This is a genomic window from Candidatus Palauibacter sp., assembly GCF_965237495.1.
Taxonomy (GTDB): Bacteria; Gemmatimonadota; Gemmatimonadetes; order Palauibacterales; family Palauibacteraceae; genus Palauibacter.
Genome location: NZ_OZ250143.1, coordinates 1,529,139 through 1,552,112 on the forward strand (window position 1 = coordinate 1,529,139; position 22,974 = coordinate 1,552,112).

Here is a 22,974-nt window from a genome sequence, read left to right on the forward strand (position 1 = left end):
CATGCCTCTCGACGGGCGACCCGGCCTCTCCGCCGGCCTCGAGCTGCGGCAGGAACAGAAGGCCCATCCGCGCCTCTACCAGGCGATGGATCTCCTGCACATGCCGCTCCTCGACCTTCAGGCGCGCCTGACACAGGAACTCGTCGACAATCCCTTCCTCGAACTCGTCGAACCCGGCGACGAGGATGTCGAATCCGGGGACGAGGTGGATTGGGAAGAGGTGCTCCTCGACGACTTCGATCCCGGGGGGCGGCGGGAGGAGCACGAGGAGCGCGAGAGCTTCACGCCGACGGTGACGGCGACCCGGAGCCTTTGGGACCATCTCCACGATCAGCTGAACCTCCTCCGGCTCGACGAGCGCCAGCTGCGCATCGGCGAGGAGATCATCGGGAATATCGACCGGGAGGGGTTTCTCACGTGCGGGCCGGACCGGATCCTCGAAGCGGTCGAGAGCCGTCTCGGGGACTCGGCGAGCGTCCGCCGGGACGAGATCGAGGAGATGCTGGCCCGCGTTCAGGCCTTCGAGCCAAGCGGCATCGCGGCGCGGGACCTGCGCGAGACGCTCCTGCTCCAGCTGCGCGACCGCGGGCGGGAGGGATCGCTGCCGTGGCGGATCGTCCGCGACCACTTTCGTGAGCTCGCGGAGCACCGGTGGAGCGAACTGGCGGAGGAATACGGAATCACGCCGCAGGAGGTCCAGGAGGCGGCCGATGAGGTCGCGACGCTGGACCCCAAGCCCGGGTTGAAGTATGCGGACGGCGCGGACGCCTACGTGATGCCGGACCTGACGGTGGAGAAAGTCGACGGCCGCTACGTCGTCTCTCACAATGATACATCGCTGCCTCGCCTGAGACTGTCTCCCACGTACCGGAAAATCGCCGCGGATCGCGCCCGGTTCGAGGGAGAGAACCGGACATTCATATCGGAGAGACTGAATAGCGCGCAGTGGCTGATCCAGGCCATCGAGCAGCGCCGCCACACGATGCTGAGGGTCATGGACTTCATCGTGGAGCGGCAGCGGGCGTTCTTCGAGAAGGGGATGGAGCACCTGCGGCCCCTGACGCTGCGCGAGGTCGCCCGACACCTCGAGGTGCACGAGTCGACCGTGTCCCGGGTCGCGAACGAGAAATACGTTCAGACGCCGCGGGGCCTTTACCCGCTCAAGTTCTTCTTTTCGGGCGGCTACGCGACCGACGGAGGCCCGGACATATCCGCCCGGGGGGTGAGGGCCCAGATCCGCAAGCTGGTGGCGGAGGAGGATCCGAAGTCGCCGGTGAACGATCACCAGATCGCGGACCTGCTCGAACGGGACGGAGTGAAGATCGCCCGCCGCACGGTCGCGAAGTATCGCGACCAGCTGGGGATCCTCTCCGCCCGCATGCGGAAGCGCCTGTGAGGCGTCCATGAGGGACGAGCCCCCGCGCGTTTCGGTCATCGTGCCCGCCTACGACGAGGCGGAGAACATGCCGGAATTGTTCGCCGAACTCTCGGCGACGTTCGCGGCGCACGAGCTGTCGGCGGAAGTCGTTCTGGTCGACGACGGCTCCGCCGACGGCACGGCGGAGGCGGCGCGGGCCGCGGCGGCCTCCGCGGGACTCGACGCGGCCGTGGTGCTGCGGCACCGCGCGAACCGCGGCAAGACGGAGGCCATGCTCACCGCATCGGAAGCCGCGCGCGGCGAATATCTCGTCCTCTTCGACGCGGACCTGCAGCATTCGACCGAGGAGATTCCGCGCTTCGTGGCGATGCTGGACGAGGGGTACGATCTGGTCGCGGGGCGAAAGGTCGGCCGCTACAAGAAGCGCTTCGTGTCGTCGATCTACAACGGACTCGCGCGCGCCATCTTTCGCGTGCCCGTGCGGGATCTGAACTCGATGAAGGCGTTTCACGCCGACGTCCTGGCCGGCCTCACGCTGCGCCACGACTGGCACCGCTATCTCGTCGTCCTGGCCCACGCGCAGGGCTACCGCCTCGGCGAACTGGACATCGAACTGCACCCGAGGCGGCACGGCGAGGCCAAGTTCTCGGGGCGGCGCCGCATCATGGTCGGGATGCTCGATCTCGTCTCCGTCTGGTTCCAGCTCGTGTTCGGCCGCAAGCCGCTGCTCTTCTTCGGGACCTCCGGCCTCGTGCTCATCGCGGCCGGCGGCCTGACCGGGATCGTGGCGCTCGTGCTGCGCTTCGGCTTCGGGCTCGGCTTTCGTCCGCTGCTCACGCTCGTGGTCCTTCTCGTCGTGGCGGGACTGCTCCTCTTCGTGCTCGGGTTCCTGGCGGAGATGATGGCCCAGCTGCGAGACGAACTGGAGGAGATGAAGCGGGATCGGCGCCCTTGAGGGTCGTCCACGTCGTGACCGCCTTCCCACGCCACGACGCCGACGTGATCACCCCCTGGCTGGGCCGACTGCTGCTCGGCCTCCGCGAGCGGGGGCTCGAGGTGGAGGTCCTGGCGCCCTCCTATCGGGGCGGGGGGGCGACGGAGTGGCGCGGGATTCCCGTGCGGCGGTTCCGCTACGCTCCCGCCCGGCTCGAAACGCTCACGCACGACGAGACCGTTCCTGATCGGCTGCGCTCGCGCCCCGCGTACCTCGCGCTTCTGCCCGCGTATCTGGCGGGCGGGAGCCTCGCCTCGCTCGCGGCGGGAACGTCGTCGCCGCCCGACGTGGTCCACGTCCATTGGCCGGTGCCGCACGCCTGGTTCGGGGGTGTGCTGCGCGCCGCCTCCGGGGGCACGACGGCCGTCGTCTCGAGCTTCTATTCAGTCGAGATCCGCTGGATCGAGCGCCGACTCGGCTGGGCCGTCCCGTTCCTCCGCTGGTCGATCGAGATGTCGGACGCCGTGACGGCGATTTCCTCGGCCACGGCCTCCGCGGTGGCGCGCTACACGACGCGGGAAGTGACCGTGATCCCGTTCAGCGCGGCGGTGTCGGGGTTCGCGCCGGATCCGTCGACCACGACGGGTCGTGCGTCTCGCCGCGACGGGTCGTTCCGTCTCCTCTTCGTCGGGCGGCTTGTGGAACGGAAGGGTGTCCATATCCTGATACGTGCGCTGGCCCGGGTGAGGGAACACGTCGTCGCGACGCTTACGGTCATCGGCGAGGGGCCGGAGGCCGCCGGGCTGGAAGCCGAGGCCGTGCGGGTCGGTGTGGACGCGTCCGTGTGTTTCGCGGGCCGCGTCGATGAGACGACGCTGAGCGAGGCGTACCGGGCGAGCGATCTCTTCATCCTGCCGGCGGTGCTGGACCGGAAAGGGGACACGGAGGGCCTCGGCGTCGTCCTGCTGGAGGCGCTCGAATTCGGATTGCCCGTGATCGCGTCGGATATCGGAGGAATCCCGGACATCGTGAGGCACCGTGAGACGGGCCTGCTCGTACCGCCCGGAGACGCCGCCGCGCTGGCCGGCGCCATCCTGGAATCGGTGGAGCACCCCGAGGAGACGCGCGAACGAGTCCGGCGGGGGAGGGCGCACGCCCGGCGGCAGTTCTCGCTGTCGAGCGTGGTAGACCGCCTCGTGCGCTGTTATGGGGACGCGATCGCCGCACGCCGCGGCGACGCCGTGGACCGGCTTGGGCCTGCGCCCGCGAACACGCCGGAGCCGACGCGATGATCCGGGCAGCTGTTGTCCGCTGGTACGCCTACGCCCTCTACCTCCGGTGCGTCAGGTTCAGGGATCGATGGCTGCGCCCTCGCGCACTCTCCGAGATCGATGCCAATCTCGCTCACGTACTGGTGAAGGAGTACGAAGCGATTGCGAGTGAGGGGGATCAACTCGGATATCGAGCGTTGCTACGGAATCGGGAATTCAAGGTGTCCTCGCAAAACGGAGAAGACGGGCTGATCGCCTTTATCTTCTCGGAGATCGGGGTCACGAACCGTCGGTTCGTGGAGTTCGGCGTCGGCGACGGTCGCGAATGTAACTGCGCCAACCTGGCCATCCGGTTCGGGTGGAGCGGTCTGATGCTCGAGGGGAACTCTGTATCCGCCCGACGGGCGCGGGAATACTATGCGAAATTGGAGCGCTCCGGCGGGAATGGGATACAGGTTCGACGAGCGCACGTTACCGCTGAGAATATCAACGAAACGATCGCGTGCGCCGGAGTGCAGGGTGAGATAGACCTGCTGTCGATCGATATAGATGGTAATGACTATTGGCTGTGGGAGGCCCTTGACGTCGTCCGTCCGCGCGTTGTCGTGATCGAATACAACGCATCCTTCGGATTGCGTTCGGTCACCGTGCCGTACGATCCGCAGTTCGTTCGCCTCCGGAGACATCGAAGCGGGTGGTATCACGGCGCCTCGGTGTCGGCGCTTGCGAAGCTTGGAGAGCGGAAGGGTTACGATCTGGTCGGTACGGACAGCCGCGGTGTGAACGCGTTCTTTGTCCGCAAGGACGCGCTTGGCGGGCGACTCCGGCCGCTCGGTGCCGAAGAGGCGTACCGGCCGCAGAAGAAGCGCATGGTCGTCGCGACCGTCGAGCAGCAGTTCTCGGCCATTGCTCACCTCGACTACTTCGAGGTCTGAGCCATGACCTCCGGTTCCGCATCTCCGCCACTCGCGAGGGAGCCAGCGGCTCCGACCTCACACTCTGTCGGGGGACGCTTCGGCCTCGCGGCTCTTGGGTTCTCGATCCTCCATCTCGTGCTGGGCTTTCTCGTCTTCGAACCCACGCTATTCCCGGGCGGCGACAACGCGGGATACCTCATCCTTGGCGACGCGCTGAGGAGCGGGGAAGGGTATCGCGATCTGCACCTCCCGGGGACGCCGCTGCACGCGCTTTACCCGCCGCTGCTGCCACTTCTCCTCGCCGGGTTGGGCTGGGTGGGCGGCGTCGGCCTGGCGAAGGTCGTGATGTTGCTGCTCACGACGACCACTGTATGGGCCGCGGCACACTTTGGGCGCGGCTGGGTCGGGGCCGGGCCTTCGCTCGGCGCGGCCGGCCTGCTCGCGGTCAACCCCACGCTGCTCGAGTACGGACACTACATACTCAGCGAAGCGCCTTTCACGCTGTGCATCGTTGCGGCCCTGTGGCTGTCGCGGCGCAAGGACCGCAGGGGCGCGGCGCTCGCGATGATGGCCGCGGTTGCGGCGTTCGCCACGCGGACGGCCGGCATGACGATCCTCGTCGCGCTCCCCCTCGCTTGGCTGCTGGAAGGTCGACGGCGCCGGGCCCTGTGGACGGGTGGCATCGCGGCGGGGGCTCTCGGGGGCTGGGCGCTCTACCAGCGTCTCGCGGCGGTGGAGCAACCGGGGTATCTGACCCAACTCCTGCTGGTGGATCCGTACACGCCGACGGCGGGCTCGGTGGGTTTCGCGGGCCTCTTCGCCCGTGCCGCCGACAACTGCTGGGCCTACGTCAGTCGGGTGATCCCGGAGACGCTCCTGGGTCCCGGTGGCGGGGCAGGGGTCGGCGGAATCGTGCTCGGACTCGCCGTGGCGGCGGCCGTGCTGGCCGGGTGGACCATCCGCTCGCGCGAGCGTCTCCGCGCGCCGGAAGTGTTCGCCGTCCTGTACGCCGGGCTGATCGCGGTCTGGCCGTCGGTGTGGACCGATCGGCGCTTCCTGCTCCCGCTGATGCCCGTCGTCCTGCTGCTGGCTCTCGTGGCCGTGTGGCGGTTGCCCGCGCCTTCGGGCCGCTGGCTGAAGTGGGCGGCGCCCGCGGTGATCGCGATCTTCGGCTTTGATTGGGTAATCCGAGTGGCACCCGATCGTTTGGCGTGCGCATCCTCTTTCCGCAACGGAAACGCCTGCAGCCTTCCCGAATATGAGAGCCTCTATGCAGCAGCACGCTGGGCTCGAGATAACACGGCCCCCGACGCGGTCATCGCGAACCGGAAGCCACGGCTGTTCTTTTGGCACGGACGGCGGCGAGGGGACCTCTACCCGTTCTCGGACGATCCCGAGACCGTCATGCGGGGTTTGGAGGAGATGGGAGCGGACTACGTGCTCGTCGGCTGGTTGAGCCTGGCCACTGACCAGTATCTCATTCCGGCGATGCGGGCCCACGAGGACCGTTTCGAGGCGGTCTATGTGGGTGGAGAGCCGCCATCCGCGATCTTCCGACTTCTCCCGCCCGCGGCTAATGCCGACTGACGTGAGGAGGTCCGCGGAGGGCCGGGACCGCACGGTCTGGTGGTTCCTGGGGGCGGCGGCCCTCGTGAGCGTGCTCTTCTACCGCGACTTCATCTTCCACCCGGAGCGATTGATCTTCGGGTCGGACATGATGTTCGAGGGAATCTCGCTGCGGCGCTTCTACGTCGATGAAATCCGGGCCGGCCGAGGCGTACCGATGTGGATCCCGAACATCTACGGAGGCATGCCCTTCGTCGGGCTCCTGCCGGGGCCGATCTTCTACCCCTCGACGATCCTCTACTTCTTCATGCCGCTGCACCGGGCGATCGGGTGGACGTTCGTCCTGCACACCTTTCTGAGCGGCGCCTTCGGGTACTTCCTCGGGCGGTCGTTCCGACTGCGGCCATCGTCGGCCGTGGTGTGCGGCGCCTCGTTCATGCTCACGGGCTACATGACGTCGCACCTGTTCGGGGGGCACGACGGGCGGATGTTCGCCATGGCGCTCATCCCGCTCGCGCTGGGTCTGCTGAACCGCGGGCTCGAGACCGGCGAGGCGCGCTGGTTCTGCGGCCTTGCCGTCACCATCGCGGCCCAGGTCTTCACCCCGCACACCCAGGTGATGTACTTCTCCAGCCTCACGCTGGCCCTGTTCTTCGTCTTCCATCTCCTGTTCCGGATCCCGCGCCCGGGCGGAGAAGGCTGGTGGAGGGTCTATGTTCCCCCCGTGGCCGCGTTCTCCCTGACCGTCGTGGCTTCGATCGCCCTGGCCGGGCCCCAACTGTTCCCCGTGCTCGCGCTGCTCGGGGACGTGACGCGCGCCGCAGCCGAAACCGGCTACGAATTCGCGGCATCGTGGGCGCTCCCACCGCAGGAATTGACGGCGCTGTTCCTGCCGGATCTGATCAGTTCGCTCCCCGGGATGTACTGGGGAGAGAACCCGATCAAGCTCCATACCGAGTACCTCGGCGCGGTGCCGATCGCGCTCGCGATCCTGGGAGTAGCGGCGGGGTGGGGAGGCGGACTCCCGGGCGAGCAGCGACGGACGGTGGGGTTCCTCGCCGTGGCCAGCCTGCTGGGCATCCTGTTCGCGCTGGGGGCCGCGACCCCCATCCACCGCATCGCCTACGCGCTGCTGCCACTGATCGGGAACCTGCGCGCGCCCGCCATGATGCTGGGTCCGGTCGCCGTGTTCGTCGCGCTCCTGGCGGCCTGCGGCTGGGAGGCCGTTCTCGAGGGGCGGAAGGCCGACCCTCGCGTGTCCCGTTTGGCGCTCGGACTCCTCGGCGGACCCATCTTGCTCCTCGGGGCCTGGGCCGCGCTCGACCCGGCCGGGCTGGGGAACTTCGCCATGCTGTCCTGGTATCCGGCGGGCTGGCCGAGACGGCCCGATCCAGCCCTCGCGCCGCTGCTGCGGACGAATGGCCTGCTCCTGCTTGCCGGGTTCGGGCTCGCCTGGGGAGGAGCGTGGGCCGTATCCCGGCGGCGGATCGGGCCATGGGCGCTGGTGCCCGTGCTCGTGTTCGGCATCCTGGACCTGTGGCGCGTCGATGCCCGCTATCTGGACGTTCGGGACGCGGACGCCGCGCTGGCGACGGATCCCGTCATCGCCGCCCTCCAGGAGGACGCGGGCCCCGGAGACCGGGTGTGGGCGCCGAACCTCGCGGGTTCGGTGCGCAACTACGGGCCGAACGAACTCGCCTACCACGGGATCGCGTCCGCCACCGGGCTACAGAAGTTCCTCCTTCAGCCGTACGCGACGCTCGTCGGTGGGATCATCCCGGACCAGGGGCTGGGCCGCGCCCCGGTACGCAGGCTCCTCAACGTGCGATACCTCATCATCCCCGGCGCTCAGGAGGATGTCGCCTCGATCGCCGAGGCTTCCGGTCGCCACCTGTATTCGATCCCGTCGCCGGCGGGATACGCGTTCTTCCCGGCCGAAATCGAGTCGACGGCGGATCCGTCCGAGGCGGCGACCCGGACCTGGGACAACCCGGACCCCCTGAATCTCTCCGTCGTCGAATCCAGGATCGGCCTGGATCCACCGGAGGCGGGGCAGGGCACGGCCGCCATCATCCGATACGAGCCGGACGTGATCGAGCTCGACGTCCAGGCGGAGCGGGCGGGGCTTCTCGCGGTGAGCGAGATTCACAACGCCGGCTGGCGCGCCTTCGTGGACGGACAGGAGGCGACAATCTGGCGCGTGAACACCGCTTTCCGCGGCGTCGCGATTCCGGAGGGGCAGCATCGGCTCAGCTTCGAATACCGCGACCCGTCGTTTCGGCTCGGCGTATGGATGTGCCTGGCCACGCTGCTCTCGATCGGGGCCGTGCTCCTGATGTCGCGACGCGCTGCCCGCACCCGGCAAGGGGATGTCTGACCGGGAAGCCGGGCGGACACCCGGGCGACTTCCCCCACGTGTCGCCATGCTGGCCTCGATTGCCTTCCTCCTCGTCGCGTTCGCGGCGGTGGCATCCGCGCTGTCCGGCAGCTGGGGCGCCTGGTTGGAGATGGCGGGGTCGGAGGACGCCAGGTGGCGGGTGCGGCCACTGTGGCTCACCGGGGCCGTCGCTTCCGGCACGGCGGCCCTGTGGATCAGTGGCGCCATCTGGGGCTCCATGTTCAGGGCGTCGGGAGGACGGACGCGCCTCCCGGAGGCCGCCGCCGCCTGGCTCGGCTCGAACCTCGGCCGGTATCTGCCCGGAAAGATCTGGCAGGTGACGGGCCTGGTCGGCTACGTCCGGGCCCGCGGGGATTCCGGGGCCGGGGCGCTGGCCACGGTACTGCTGTTCCAGGCCGTCATGTTGGCCACGGGAAGCGGAGTCGGGCTCGCGGCACTCGGCGCGGGAGCGTTCGAGGGTGTGGGGCCGTGGCCAATCGTTCTCGGGGGTCTCGGTGTGGCCGCGGCGCTCACGCCCGCGCTGCTGAGGCGCATCGTAAGGATTGGACATCGGTTCCTCCGGGAACCCGGAGAGCCCGGGCAGGTATCGCTGGGCGCGAGCCTGCTCATCCGCGCGGTAGCTGGGAGTCTGCTCGTCTGGTCGCTCCACGGCCTCGGCTTCTGGGCACTGCTACAAGGGCTGGTGGCGGAGAACCCCATAGATCCGTTGGTGGCCTGCGGTGTGTTCTCCGCGTCGTACGTCGTCGGTTACGTGGCCGTGATCGCTCCCGGGGGCATGATTGTGCGGGAGGGTGCGATGACGAGCCTCCTGAGCGTGGCGGCGTCGGTTGCGCTCGGACCCGCCGCGGCTCTGGCGCTGGCCGCCCGCTTGTGGGCGACGGTGGCGGAACTCATTGCTCTTGGTGCAGGGCTCGCGCTCGTACGGATCGTACGAAACGCGAGCCAGCCCGGTCGCGACTGACGGATGCCCGGAGGCAGTCTGCCCGACACGCAGAAACGGGCGCAGGGGTCCGCAAGCAATGGAGGGCGACATGCAACGCCTGGTCGGAGTGGCCGTATTCGCGGCGATCTCCGTCACGGGGTGCGACGACGCCGGCTTTGAGATCATCCTGCCGCGCGGCGATCCGGCCCGGGGAGCTTGCGTCCCACTGCCCGATGGCGCTCAGCACTGGTGGCCCGGGGACGGTACGGGTGAGGAGGAAATCCGGGCTGTCTACGAAGCACAGGCGGCCGGGATCTGCAAGTCCTAAAGCACGCGTGAGGATGGGAGCCGCGCACGACGGCTGCCCGTCCGGCCCTTGATGTGGATGCGGGAGCGGCCCCGGGGTCGCTAAGTTGTCGACGCCATGAGCACCGACACGCCTTCTGCCCCCGCACCGGATCACGGTGAGGGACCCGAGTCCGATCCCTCCGAGGACAGGCGGGGCCTCGTCATCCTGCCTACCTACAACGAGATCGACTCGATCGCTGGCATCATTGCAGCCGTGCTGGCCCGGGACAGCCGGCTATCGGTGCTCGTGGTGGACGACGCCTCGCCCGACGGGACCGGCGCCCTCGTGGATTCGATCGCGGCCGAAGAACGCCGCGTCCACGCCCTGCACAGGGAAGGGAAGTCCGGGCTCGGGTCGGCTTACGTGGCCGGGTTCCGCTGGGCGCTGGAGCGGGACTTCGACCTGATCTTCGAGATGGACGCCGACGGATCTCACGACCCGCGCTACCTGTCCGACATGATCGCGGCGACCGCCGCTTTCGATGTGGTCGTCGGCTCTCGCTATACTGCGGGAGTGAACGTGATCAACTGGCCCATGTCGCGGCTGCTCCTCAGCTACTATGCGAACAAGTACGCGCGCTTCGTCACGGGTCTGCGGCTGGCCGACTCGACGAGCGGGTTCAAGTGCTTCACGCGGCCCGTGCTCGAAGCTCTCGACCTCGATGCGGTGGGATCGACCGGGTACACCTTCCAGATCGAGATGAACTTTCGCGCCTGGAAGAAGGGGTTCCGAATCGGCGAGATCCCGATCGTGTTTACGGATCGGGTCGCGGGCCAGAGCAAGATGTCGGGCGCGATCGTCCGCGAGGCGGTGTGGCGCGTGTGGGCCCTCCGACTGCGGTCTCTGCTGGGAAGGCTCTGATGGCAAGAAACCGGACCATGTCGTACTTCCCGTCGCGGCGGGAACCCGTCCGCCCGGCGATCGATTACGAGCGCCACCCCGTCTTCTCCACGCGGCCTCGGTGGAGGTGCGAGGCTCACCGGATCATCTTCGGAAACCTGACCCCGGCCGGCCGGCTGTTCGACCTCGTTCTGATCGGTGTGATCGTGGCCAGCGTCGTCGTGGTCATGCTGGAGAGCGTGAACGAACTGGCGGTCGGCGCGCGCGGGGCGCTGTGGACGCTGGAGTGGGTCTTCACGGGGCTGTTCACGATTGAATACGTCCTTCGGCTCAACTCGGCCGAGAAGGCGACCCGGTACGCGCGTTCCTTCTTCGGCATGGTAGACATCCTCGCGATCCTGCCCGGCTTCCTCGGTCTCCTCGTACCGGGAGGGCAGGCCCTCGTCGTTATCCGCCTCCTGCGCGTCCTGCGCGTCTTCCGGGTGCTCAAGCTCGCGCAGTTCGTGGGCGGGGAACGGCTCCTGATCCATGCGTTCCGTTCGAGCGCCTACAAGATCGCCGTATTCCTCATCGCGGTGCTCGTCATCGTCAGCCTCGCAGGCTCCGCGATGTACGTGATCGAGGGGGCCGAGTCGGGGTTCAGCAGCATCCCGCGCGGCGTCTACTGGGCCATCGTGACGGTGACGACGGTGGGGTTCGGGGACATCACGCCCCAGACCCCGCTGGGCCAGGCGCTCGCCGCCTTGCTCATGATCCTCGGGTACGGCGTGATCGCCGTGCCGACGGGCATCATCTCCGCCGAGATCGTAGGGGGGCGCCAGAGTTTGCGGACCGCGCTGGAGCGGCTCTGCCTCCGCTGTGCCACGTCGGGTCACGATGCTGACGCCCAGCACTGCAAGCACTGCGGCTCCGAACTTGTCGAATGACGATCCCTTCACCAGAGGCCGAGGCCGCGGAGCGGGACTATTACGCGGCTTTTCTCTCGAGTCCGGAGTACAGGAGGAGCCGTGTCCGGAAGGCGGCCGTGGTCGCGGCCATCATCGACGATGAGATCCGGTCGGCGGAGGTGATCGGCGACCTCGGAAGCGGGACCGGTCTCCTGAAGCGTGAACTCGAAACGATAGGCGGGAAACGGATCTTCGGTTTCGAGGTCGATCGCGCGGTGCTGATCGAACGGGAACGGACCTGTGTGGCGGACGGAGGCCGGCTGCCCGTCTCCGACGCCACCTTCGACCTGCTGATCGTGAACCATGTCTACGAACATGTTGCCGAGCCGCGGCGACTGTTCGAGGAGGTGTCGCGGGTGCTCAAGCCCGGTGGCCGCGCCTACGTGACCGCGGGGAGTCGGTGGGCGATCCTCGAGCCCCACTATCGGCTCCCTCTCCTCAGTTGGCTGCCGGAGAGTCTCGCCGACCGGTACGTGCGCCTGACGCGGCGCGGCGACAGCTACAGCGGTATCCGTTTCCTCGGATATCGGCGGCTGCGATGCAAGATGAATGTGGCGGGTCTCCACACCAGCGACATTACGGAGCGCGCGCTTCGCTCCGTGTTGGGGGGCGGGGGCGGCTCGAAGTGGAGACCGGTATGGCGGCTGCTGTCACTTCTCCCCGAGCCGGTGCGGCGGGGGGGCCTGCGCTGGGCTCCGCAGTGGTTCTTCCTTCTCAGGCGTCGCGATTGAACCTCCGGGCTCGCCGGCGTGTTGTCGGACTCGCCTGCATCGTCCTGGGCTCCGTATTCGCGGTGCCGGGGCTGGCGGCCCAGGCCGGCGGGGCGGGGGAGGTGGACGTAACGTCGCTCCGCTCCAGCATCCCGGTGCCCATCCCCCGGATCGCCGAGGAGATCGAAGTGGACGGGATCGTGGATGAGCCCGTCTGGGACACGATCGATCCGCTCCCCCTGTTCATCATGTCCCCGACCCACGGGGGCGACCTGACCGAACGGACCGAGATCCGCCTCGCACACGACGACCAATACCTCTACGCCTCGGGGCGAATGTACGACTCGAACCCGGACGGGATCCGCGTAAGCACCTTCTACCGTGACATCTACAGCGGAGATGACCTCCTCTCGTTCGTGGTCGACAGTTACAACGACTACGAGACCGCGCTCTGGTTCGCCACCACCCCCGCCGGCGTCCGCCACGACCGCTCGATCTCCAACGACGCCGAGTTCTCGGGTGACCTCCCGCCGTTCAACCAGGACTGGAACGCGCATTGGGATGTCCGTGCGACCAGGAACGGGGAAGGCTGGTTCGCGGAGTTCCGCATCCCGTTCTCGACCCTGGGGTTCCAGGCGCAGGGCGATGAAGTGACGATGGGCATCACCATCTATCGCTACATCAGCCGCAAGAACGAGCGCCAGGTGTACCCGGCCATCGCGCGGGAATGGGGCAGGCTCGCGTTCATGAAGCCGTCGCAGACGCAGAGGATGACGGTGCGCGAGGTGCGTCCCACCGCGCCGGTCTATGTGACCCCCTACGTGCTCGGAGGCCTCAGCCAGACGCCGGTGCTCCGTGAACCATCGGACGCGGCCTCGTACTGGGCGACGGAGCGCGACCGGACGACCGAACCCGGGATCGACCTCAAGTATTCGCCGTCCTCCAATCTCGCCATCGATCTGACGGTCAACACCGATTTCGCCCAGGTGGAGGCGGACGAGCAGCAGGTCAACCTGACCCGTTTCTCCCTCTTCTTTCCGGAGAAACGGCAGTTCTTCCAGGAACGCGCCTCGACCTTCGATTTCGGGACGGGCGGTTTCACCGACCGCGTGTTCTTCAGCCGGAGGATCGGGCTCGAGAGAGGGGAACTCGTCAGGATCTACGGCGGCGCGAGGGTCGTCGGCCGTGTCGGCGGGCTGGACTACGGCCTCCTGAACATGCAGACCGCTCCGGCCGCGGGGCGTTCGGGCGAAAACACGGGCGTGCTGCGACTGAAGCAGCAGGTGTTCAACCCGTACTCGTTCGTGGGCGGGATCGTGGCGACGCGACTCGGGAACAACGGACAGGACAACGTCGCCTACGGCGTGGATATGCAGGTGCGGCCGTTCGGGAACGAGTACTTCACGCTCACGTGGGCGCAGACCTACGACGAGCAGGTCGTCGAGCGGAACGTGCTCGACGCGGGTCTGTTTCGCGCCCGCTGGGAGCGACGGACGGACCGCGGCCTGTGGTACAACCTCTTCTACCGGCGCGTGGGGCCGGACTACACGCCGCGTCTCGGATTCCAGCTGCGGAGCGACTTCGCGCTCTTCGGTGGGCAGCTCGCCCATACGTGGCTCCAGGGCCCGAGCGCATCGCTCAACAACATCACCCTCTCGGTGATGGGCGAGAGCTACTACCGGAACGCCGATCTCACGCCCGAGTCCCGCTCGATCCGCCCCGAGGTAGAGTTCGCTTTCAAGTCGGGCTCGAACATTACGGTCTACTCGAACACGCAGTTCGAGGACATACGGATCCCGTTTCACGTCGCGGATGTGTCGATCCCGCGGGGCGAATACCGGTTCCAGGAAGCCGGCATCGACTGGATGCTGCCGCGCACCGCGATCTTCCGCGGGGACATCAAGACGACGGTAGGGAGTTTTTACGACGGACGGCGCGCGGGGCTCATCTTCAACCCGATCTGGAGCCTGTCACGGTACTTCGAGGTCGGTGGCGGCTACGAGGTGAACCGGATCGAGTTTCCGAGCCGCGGCGAGGCGACGACGACCCACCTCGGCCGCCTCAAGCTGTCCTTCGCCATGAACCAGCACATGTCGCTCAGCACCTTCGCGCAGTACAACAACCTCGACGAGCGCACCAGCATCAACGCGCGCTTCCGCTACCACTTCAGGGAAGGCACGGATCTCTGGATCGTGTACAACGAAGGGCTGAACCTTGAACGAGATCGGGGATTCGACCCCAGGCTGCCGTGGTCGGCCGGGCGGACCCTTCTGATCAAGTACTCGCACACCTTCAGCTGGTAGACCGCAACACCGGACCCGCCAACGCACGGGGATTGAACCCTCAGCCTCGCCGGAGTGTTTTGGCGGTAGACGAAGAACCTCCTCGAAGCACTCCCGACCCCGGATACATGCTGTTGGCCCCCACCCGCCGTCGACTTCAGCGAAGCCCGGCTCCGCTCGCGTGGATCGTGCCGGCATGTCTGCTCCTGACCCCCGGGCTCGCCGCGCAGACCGGGGACCCGGACGAATTGGACGTGACGTCGCTCCGGTCGAGTGTGCCGGTGCCGATCCCCCGGATTACGGGAGAGATCGACGTCGACGGGGTCGTGAACGAGCCGGCCTGGGACGCGATCGAGCCACTGCCGATGTTCATGTGGGCCCCGACCCACGGGGGCGAGATGACGGAGCGGACCGAGGTCCGGATCGCGCATGATGACGAGTACCTCTACCTGTCCGGGCGGATGTACGACTCGGACCCTGAAGGCATCCGCTCGAACACTTTCTACCGTGATGCGTTCAGCGGCGATGATCTCCTCTCGGTCGTGATCGACAGCTACAACGATTACGAGACCGGACTGTGGTTCGGTACCACACCTGCCGGCGTCCGCCAGGATCGCTCGCTCTCCAACGATGGCGTGTTCACGGGAGACGTGATGCCGTTCAACGCCGACTGGAACGCCCATTGGCACGTCCTCACCTCGCGAAACGAAGAGGGGTGGTTCGCGGAATACCGGATCCCGTTCTCCACCCTGGGATTCCAGGCGGAGGGTGACGAAGTGACGATGGGGATCATCATCTACCGCTTCATCGGCCGAAAGAACGAGCGCCACGTCTATCCGACGATCGGACGCGAATGGGGCCAGGGAGGGTTCCTCAAGCCGTCACAGGGCCAGCGGATGACGCTGCGCGGGGTCCAGCCCAAGACACCCGCATACGTGACCCCGTACGTGCTCGGGGGGCTCAGCCGAACACCGGTCCTGCGGGAGCCGTCTGCCGCCGCCTCGTTCTGGGGGACGGAGCAGGATCACACGGCCGAGCCCGGCCTGGACCTCAAGTATTCTCCGTCGTCGAATCTGGCCATCGATCTCACCGTCAACACCGACTTCGCCCAGGTGGAGGCGGACGACCAACAGGTCAACCTCACCCGGTTCTCGCTCTTCTTTCCCGAGAAGCGCCAGTTCTTCCAGGAACGCACCTCGACCTTCGACTTCGGGACCGGGGGGTTCACCGACCGTGTTTTCTTCAGTCGGCGCATCGGGCTCGAGCGGGGAGAACTCGTCCGGATATACGGGGGCGCGAGGCTGGTCGGCCGGCTCGGGGGCCTGGACTTCGGATTCCTCAACATGCAGACCGCTCCGACCGCGGGGCGATCGGGCGAAAACATGGGTGTGTTGCGGCTCAAGCAGCAGGTGTTCAATCCGTATTCGTTCGTCGGAGGGATCGTCGCGACCCGTTACGGCTCGAACGGCCAGGACAACGTCGTCTACGGGCTGGATTCTCAACTGCGTCCGTTCGGCAACGAGTATCTGACGTTGACGTGGGCGCAGAGCCACGACGAGGAGGTCAGGGAGCGCAACACGCTCGACGCGGGTCTCATCCGCGCCCGGTGGGAGCGACGGACGGATCGCGGCATCCGGTACAATCTCTTCTACCGACGCGTGGGTCCGGACTACCTGCCGCGTCTCGGTTTCCAGCTGCGGAAAGACTTCACGCTGTACGGCGGCCAGTTCGCCCATACCTGGCTCCAGGGCCCCAGCGCTTCGCTCAACAGCGTCACACTGTTGGCGATGGGCGAGAACTACCACCGCAACGCCGACCTCACGATCGAGTCACGCTCCATTCGTCCCTCGGTGTCGTTCGATTTCAAGTCGACCGCGAACATCACGGCCTACTCGAACACACAGTTCGAGGACATCCGGACACCGTTTCCGGTCGGTACGGTGTCCATCCAGCCGGGCCAATACTGGTTCCACGAGGTCGGCATCGACTGGATGTTGCCGCGCAGCACGATCTTCCGGGGCGATATCAGGACGACGGTGGGGAGCTTCTACGACGGGCGGCGTGTGGGGCTGATCTTCAACCCCACGTGGACCGTTTCCCGCTACCTGGAAGTGGTCGGCGGCTACGAGGTCAATCGGATCGAGTTCCCCGACCGGGGCGAAGAGACGACGACGCAACTCGGACGCCTGCGGCTGAATTTCGCCTTCAACACGCACCTCTCGCTCAGCACTTTCGCACAGTACAACAACATCGACGAGCGCACGAGCATCAACGCGCGCTTCCGGTACCACTTTCGGGAAGGCACGGATCTGTGGATCGTGTATAATGAAGGGTTGAACTTCGAACGCGATCAGCGGTTTGGGCCGAGACTCCCGTGGTCGGCCGGACGGAACATCATGATCAAGTACTCTCACACCTTCATCTGGTGAGATCTGGTGAGACAGGGGCGAAGATGGCTCGCCTGAGCATCGGGCGTCTGGCGGCGCTCGGCATGTGGGCGGCGCTCGCGGTCGGGGTTCCGGCGCAGGCGGCCGCGCAGAGCGGGGGGCGCGACAAGCCCTCCGTCCCCCTCACGCGGCTCGAGGGGCACGGGCACATCCACCTCGACGGCCTCGTCGACGAGCCTGCCTGGGACGACATCGAACCCGTGCCCCTCGTCATGTATTCGCCCATCTACGGTGGGGAAACGACGGAGCGGACGGAAATCCGGATCGCCTACGACGACCGGTATCTCTACGTGTCGGGTCAGATGTTCGACTCGGACCCCTCGGGGATCCGCGCGAACAGCTACACCCGCGACGGGTTCAGCGGAGACGACCAGTTTTCCATCGTGATCGACAGCTACAACGATCACGAGACGGCCGTCGCGTTCGTGGTGAATCCGAACGGGGCGAGATCCGACCGTACCGTGTGGGGCGACGCCGAGTTCACGGCGGGGACGAGGCCGTTCAACAGCGACTGGAACGCACACTGGGACGGCATCGCGCAGCAGATGGCCGAAGGGTGGTCCGCTGAGATGCGCATCCCGTTCTCGACGCTGGGGTTCCAGAATACCGGCGGGGACGTGACGATGGGGCTCATCGTCTACCGCTCCATCTCGCGCAAGAACGAGCGCCACGTCTATCCCGACATCTCGCCCGAATACGGCTTCTTCGGCTTCGGCAAACCGTCGCTCGCGCAGCGGGTCACCTTCACGAAGGTGGACCGGACGAAGCCGGTCTACGTGACGCCGTACCTGCTCGGCGGGATGACGCAGATTCCGACCCTGCTCGAGCCGCCGGCCGTACAGGCCGCGTACTGGGACACGACCGACGAGCCCACGCGGGAACCGGGCCTCGACATCAAGTACTCGCCCTCCTCGAACCTGTCCATCGACCTGACGGCGAACACGGACTTCGCCCAGGTCGAGGCGGACGACCAGCAGATCAACCTGACCCGTTTCCCGCTCTTTTTCCCGGAGAAGCGACAGTTCTTCCAGGAGCGGTCGGCGACCTTCGATTTCGCCACCGGCGGGATCACGGACCGGGTGTTCTTCAGCCGCCGCATCGGGCTCGACCGCGGAGATCTGGTGCGTATCTATGGGGGCGCGCGCGTGGTGGGGCGGGCCGGGGGGCTCGACTTCGGGTTCCTCAACATGCAGACAGCTCCGAATTCGGGGCGGCCGGGCGAGAACATGGGGGTGCTCCGGCTCAAGCAGAAGGTGTTCAACGACAACTCATCGGTCGGCGGGATCCTGACCACCCGGGTGGACGCCAACGGCGAGCGCAACATCGCCTGGGGCGCGGACGGCGAGATCCGGCTGTTCGGGGACGAGTACCTGACGCTGAAGTGGGCCCAGACCTTCGACGACGAGGTCGTGGAGCGGAACCCGCTCGACGCGGGGGCCTTCTTCGCCCAGTTCGAACGCCGGAGGCAGGAAGGGTTCAACTACAGCGCGCAGTACCGGCGGGTGGGAGGGGACTACCTGCCGCGTCTCGGCTTCCAGCTCCGGGATGACTTCACCCTCTTCGGCGGGTCGGCCGAGTACTCCTGGTTCCTCGGCGCGGACTCGAAGCTGCGCACGGTGACGATCGGGGGCCGCACGGACCACTACTACCGGAACTCGGATATCACGCCGGAGTCGAGCACCATCGCTCCGATGCTGCTCCTCGCCATGAAGTCGGGCGCCTTCATGACCCTCACCTCCCGTTCGAGTTTCGAGAGCATCCGCGAGCCGTTCCGGGTCGCGAGCCTCCAGATCAACCCCGGGGAATACTGGTTCCACGAAGCGGACCTGTCGTGGCGCCTCTCGCGGGGAGGCCTCCTGCGAGGGGAGCTCGGCGGATCTGTCGGGAGTTTCTACGACGGGCGCCGCGCGAGCCTGCAGCTGAGCCCGGCCGTCAACCTCTCGAGTCATCTCGAGCTCCGACCCAGCTACGACATCAATCGCTTCGAATTCCCGGGCCAGAGCCCCCTGACGACCCACCTGGCGCGGATCAGGGTGGATTATTCGCTCGACACCCACCTCTCGTTCAGCGCGCTCGCGCAGTACAACTCGACCGTGGACCAGACGACCGTGAACGCGCGCTTCCGGTACCACTTCCGTGAGGGCGTGGACCTGTGGGTGGTCTACAACGAGGGCTACCACATGGATCGCACGAACGGAGGCATCGACCCGCGCCTCCCGTTCTCGGCGGGGCGGGCGCTCATGGTGAAGTACTCCCACACGTTCACGTTCTGACACGTTCTGATCCTCGCGGCTCGAATGGAGAAGCGTCCTGTTTCGCGCTAAGTTTACATAATATATCTTATGCGCCGCCGTGGACGGCGATTCGTATAATCCTAACGCAACCAGCGGAACGAAACTTGGGTTTTGCTGGATCATGGAGGGGGCAAGACCGTAGAAGGGATAACGTTCGTGGGAGGAAGGAAACTAGGGGGAGGGCTCTTGAGCGGGGCCCTCCCCTTCGTCCGTACACGTAAGGGATTCCGCGACAGCCTCTACGATTGCCTCGCCGAGTGCCGGTAGGATGTCAGGGTGTGGAGATGCCAGAACATCTTCCAAGATGAATTGTACCTCCACGTAACCATCAAAGGGCATGTGGAAGAGCATGAATCCATCTTCTTCCCGAACGAAAACCTCTGGACGTTCCGGGTCTTGACGGAAGCCAATCTTACGATAGGCCCGTACAATGATTTGAGGAGCTACCCGTATCGACGCCATCTCGTCCGCCCCCTCCACCCGATCCCGCGTCCGTTGTTGGGGGTTTCTACGCAGCCGCCGCTAGAGGTACCGCGGCCGGGACTCTTGAACACCATCCGGGCGAGGGTCGGCGCATCACCGGCGTGCGCGTGTTATTCCCCCCATCCGAGCCACGCAGAGAATTGGTGTCCTCGTACTCGGGTCCATCCTCCGGGTATTGGTCAGCCCAATGCCACGTTACACCGGCGTAATCCAACCGCTCTTCCAGCGTCCCGGCCTCGCGGCACGCATGGACGAATGTATTGAACAACCTCTTGAGGTTTTCGAGCGCTTCTTCCTGCGTGTGCCCGCAAGCGGACAACCCGAGTCTCCGGAACCGAGCCGCATGGATACCGAGTCCCTCGCTGTAGAGGGTTACCACGGGCTCGATGACCACAACCAGCCTGTCTGTGCTCATTTTCGGCGCCTCCTTCCTCCGTTGAGAACTCTACTGATTAACATACCGCCCCACGATGGCGCAAGTTTCGCCCTGCCCTTTCCGAGACTGTTGCGCTCCCATGTAACGGCTCGTTCCCTAGCCCGGAGGGCTAGGGAGGGGATAGGAAACAAGGTCGCCCTTGGGCGAAAAAGGCGCAGCGTCCGGCGAATTCCACGACCAGCGAGCCGAGGGCGCCCCGCTCTTCCCGCCACGATACACCTCCTTGGTTCCCCAATGGAAAGGTGTCCGTGAAAGCGGGGCAACTCCAACGCCACCCAAGCCCCCCGCCCGTGGAGAAGACAACCCCCACCATGAAGAGAGTTGCCGTCGTCGCTCTGGTTCTGGCCGCATGTGGAGGCGAGACCGTTGCACCAGTACCACCTCCGCCTCCGCCTCCGCCAAACCCCGTGGGGACGTACAGCCTCACCACGATCAACGCGATCCGCCTTCCCGTGACGGTTACGCTTGATGGCGTTTCCGTCGTGCTTACTTCGTCGGTCCTAAACATCAGGTCCGGCAACACCTACTCATCCAACCTCAGTGGACACGACGCGGCTACTGGCGTTGGGGCGACGGTTGGAAACACGGGTACGTGGACGCAGACGGGCACCACCCTCACCATGCGTAGCGACGCGGGGGGCTGCTCCGACCTCGCGATTATCGAGGGCCGAAGCCTACGGATCGCCCGTGACTGCACGTACGGGTGGGAGTGGGTATATCAGCGGTAACCACAGAAAAAGGGAAGAGAAACGGATGAAACGCGCTCTCATGGTACTCGGTTCGGCGGTTCTGCTGAGCGGTTGTTCGGTCATCTTCCTGAACAAACCGCCGCCTGGTGACGGTCCGCTGCCGACCGGCTCATGCACGATGTCCAAGGCTGCGCCGATCTTCGACGTTATCGGCTCGGCCAACTACGCGCTCCCAGCCATACTATCTGACGCCGATCTTGAAGATATCGGCCTGCCGAGCGGGACAGCGGCTCGGGCCTTTTGGGCGGCTGGGGCGGCTGGCCTTGCGTACTCAGCCGTTACCGGGTTCAAGAGCACATCAGAGTGCCGACGCCGCCAGTTGATGAGCGAGCAAGCCATTGCGGACCATCTCCGCACGCTGGCAAGAGAGATAGCGGAGGGAAGCACCGGGTAAGAACGCAACGGGCTCCACGCATGCAGGAGAAAAATCCCCCCGCCGCGTCGGAAGGTGACGGGGGGATTGCTCGTTTCTGGACCCCTCAACATCCTTCGCCGAACCCCCGCCCGGTAACCCCGATACTGCCGGAAATCGCTCTTGTGGCCGAAGGATGACGAGAGACCCGCTAAGACTCGTTTGCATGAGACTTCGCGTTGACTTATAATCCGTGTGCAACCTAACGTCGCTTGCCACGGAGCGAGGGAACATGACCACGACGAAGATACCGACGGTCCCACTTGACGAGATCAAGCCGGGCGCGCCCGTGCCGCGATCCACCATCCGCACGAAGTACGGTTACGGCGCAATCGGGCGGAACGAAGCCGGGTGGTGGATCGCGCTGGATCACCTCGACGACGCGCGGCGCTATGGGCCGGCCGCGACGCTCAAGCTGGCGCTCAACATGGCGGAGGACACCAACCGGGAGCGGGCGCGGCTGCGGGATGAACTCTCGACCGAAGATTACCTAGAGGCGTGGCAAGACCCGGCGCTGGAGCGGCGGGTGCGGCTGACGCTGGGCACTCTCCCGATGCCGAAGACGCGGGAGTATGACGACCACAAGCGGTTCCTCCCTCCCCTCCCGAAGCCGCCGGGACCGAAGCCGTTGCTCCCCGATCCTCCGGTTACCGTCGCGGAACGGTTCGTCGCTCGCCTCCAGCCGCAAAGCTGGAGCACCACGATTTCCAGCCTCAACCGCGCGGCGCACTGGGCCGGACTCCCCGACGGGCTGGCCGTGGCGTGGCATGAGATACCGGTTACCACCCTCGTACAGATTCGCGCTCGCGGCGTGGCGGCGGCGCGGGAGCGGGTGCGGCGCGGTGCGCTGCGCGGTCTCGTGTCCGCCCCGACGGTAAATCACTCGCTGAGCGCTGTTCGCGGCTGCCTTCGGCTGGCGGAGCAAGACGAGACGATCACGCGGGCCGAACGGCTGGCGCGGGCGCGCGTACTCCGCAACCTCGGCCACGCGGGACACCGGGAGATGAAGCCACGGCTGCACCGTGCCGACCTACGCGCGCTCTTGGACGTGTGCGCCGACCTCCACAACCCGCCAGCCGGTGCGCGTGACGCGGCGTTGGTCGCGCTCGTTATCGGGTGCGGCGGGAAGCGCGCCGACCTCGCCAGCCTCCAGTACGGCGACCTCGTGTTGGACCAGGGCGTGGCGCTGATCGGCCCCGACGTGCGACCGCAAGCGCTCCCCGCGTTCGCGGTGGAGGCGCTGGAGCGGTGGGGCGCGTTCCGTGGCGACCATGACGGTCCCCTGTTCCACCCGGTGAACAAGGGTAGGCGCGTGGTCGATGATCGCGGGATGACCCCTCAAGCGCTCCAGAAGCGGTGCGAGGCGCGCGGTCGCGAGGCGGGAGTCGCGGTGAAGACGACGCCTCGGGCGATCCGTCAAGCTGTGGAGGCGCACCTACACGCTCGCTCCACCGACCCCCGGATCACGCTCGCGGTGCGCGGTGACGCCGACCCCGTGGAAGGTGTCCGCGCGGCGCTCGACTCCCTCATGGCACCACCGCCACCGGAGGAAGACGCGGCGGCGGCGCTCCCCTTCCCCCACCACCGGTCTCGAATAGGTTGCGGGCCGGAAGAGGTGGCGAAATCGGGTTAGAATAGG

The 22,974-nt window shown here is 66.5% G+C and carries 16 protein-coding genes; all 16 read left to right on the plus strand.

What is annotated here, in order from left to right:
• The first annotated feature begins 1 nt into the window (after window position 1).
• The 16 genes from rpoN (at window position 2) to ACPXY0_RS06710 (ending at window position 22,968) form a co-directional block, all read left to right on the plus strand.
• The gene (gene rpoN / locus ACPXY0_RS06635) at window positions 2-1,396 is read left to right on the plus strand and encodes an RNA polymerase factor sigma-54 (protein ID WP_423929606.1); all 1,395 of its coding nucleotides are present in this window, start codon (window positions 2-4) and stop codon (window positions 1,394-1,396) included.
• A gap of 7 nt (window positions 1,397-1,403) precedes the next feature.
• Window positions 1,404-2,333, plus strand: coding sequence for a glycosyltransferase (locus tag ACPXY0_RS06640; protein ID WP_423929608.1), 930 nt, complete (start codon window positions 1,404-1,406; stop codon window positions 2,331-2,333).
• A complete protein-coding gene (locus ACPXY0_RS06645; protein WP_423929610.1) occupies window positions 2,330-3,604 on the plus strand; it encodes a glycosyltransferase family 4 protein in 1,275 nt (424 codons plus the stop codon). The genes ACPXY0_RS06640 and ACPXY0_RS06645 overlap by 4 nt, the downstream gene beginning before the upstream one ends.
• Before the next feature lie 122 nt (window positions 3,605-3,726).
• Window positions 3,727-4,518, plus strand: a complete 792-nt coding sequence (locus ACPXY0_RS06650) for a hypothetical protein (protein ID WP_423929612.1) — start codon at window positions 3,727-3,729, stop codon at window positions 4,516-4,518.
• A 3-nt stretch (window positions 4,519-4,521) separates the two neighbouring features.
• A complete protein-coding gene (locus ACPXY0_RS06655; protein WP_423929614.1) occupies window positions 4,522-6,087 on the plus strand; it encodes a hypothetical protein in 1,566 nt (521 codons plus the stop codon).
• 1 nt (window position 6,088) lies between these two features.
• Window positions 6,089-8,443, plus strand: coding sequence for a YfhO family protein (locus ACPXY0_RS06660; RefSeq protein WP_423929616.1), 2,355 nt, complete (start codon window positions 6,089-6,091; stop codon window positions 8,441-8,443).
• A 46-nt stretch (window positions 8,444-8,489) separates the two neighbouring features.
• Window positions 8,490-9,425, plus strand: a complete 936-nt coding sequence (locus ACPXY0_RS06665) for a hypothetical protein (protein ID WP_423929618.1) — start codon at window positions 8,490-8,492, stop codon at window positions 9,423-9,425.
• A 70-nt stretch (window positions 9,426-9,495) separates the two neighbouring features.
• Window positions 9,496-9,714 (plus strand): hypothetical protein, encoded by a 219-nt coding sequence (locus ACPXY0_RS06670; protein WP_423929620.1) that lies wholly within the window; start codon window positions 9,496-9,498, stop codon window positions 9,712-9,714.
• Window positions 9,715-9,810: 96 nt separating this feature from the next.
• Window positions 9,811-10,596 (plus strand): polyprenol monophosphomannose synthase, encoded by a 786-nt coding sequence (locus ACPXY0_RS06675; RefSeq protein ID WP_423929622.1) that lies wholly within the window; start codon window positions 9,811-9,813, stop codon window positions 10,594-10,596.
• Window positions 10,596-11,501 carry an ion transporter gene (locus tag ACPXY0_RS06680; RefSeq protein ID WP_423929624.1) on the plus strand — a complete coding sequence of 302 codons (906 nt, stop codon included), beginning with the start codon at window positions 10,596-10,598 and terminating at the stop codon, window positions 11,499-11,501. Before ACPXY0_RS06675 ends, ACPXY0_RS06680 begins: the two co-directional genes overlap by 1 nt.
• Window positions 11,498-12,253: a methyltransferase domain-containing protein gene (locus ACPXY0_RS06685; protein ID WP_423929626.1), complete on the plus strand. Its 756-nt coding sequence runs from the start codon at window positions 11,498-11,500 to the stop codon at window positions 12,251-12,253. The genes ACPXY0_RS06680 and ACPXY0_RS06685 overlap by 4 nt, the downstream gene beginning before the upstream one ends.
• Complete coding sequence (locus tag ACPXY0_RS06690) at window positions 12,250-14,535, plus strand: DUF5916 domain-containing protein (protein ID WP_423929628.1); 2,286 nt, start codon at window positions 12,250-12,252, stop codon at window positions 14,533-14,535. Before ACPXY0_RS06685 ends, ACPXY0_RS06690 begins: the two co-directional genes overlap by 4 nt.
• Window positions 14,536-14,648: 113 nt before the next feature.
• The gene (locus ACPXY0_RS06695) at window positions 14,649-16,943 is read left to right on the plus strand and encodes a DUF5916 domain-containing protein (protein WP_423929630.1); all 2,295 of its coding nucleotides are present in this window, start codon (window positions 14,649-14,651) and stop codon (window positions 16,941-16,943) included.
• 23 nt (window positions 16,944-16,966) lie between these two features.
• On the plus strand, window positions 16,967-19,234 hold the full coding sequence (locus tag ACPXY0_RS06700; RefSeq protein WP_423929632.1) for a DUF5916 domain-containing protein: 2,268 nt from the start codon (window positions 16,967-16,969) through the stop codon (window positions 19,232-19,234).
• 1,693 nt (window positions 19,235-20,927) lie between these two features.
• Window positions 20,928-21,317, plus strand: coding sequence for a hypothetical protein (locus ACPXY0_RS06705; RefSeq protein WP_423929634.1), 390 nt, complete (start codon window positions 20,928-20,930; stop codon window positions 21,315-21,317).
• Between the two features lie 250 nt (window positions 21,318-21,567).
• A complete protein-coding gene (locus ACPXY0_RS06710) occupies window positions 21,568-22,968 on the plus strand; it encodes a site-specific integrase (protein WP_423929636.1) in 1,401 nt (466 codons plus the stop codon).
• Window positions 22,969-22,974 lie beyond the last annotated feature (6 nt).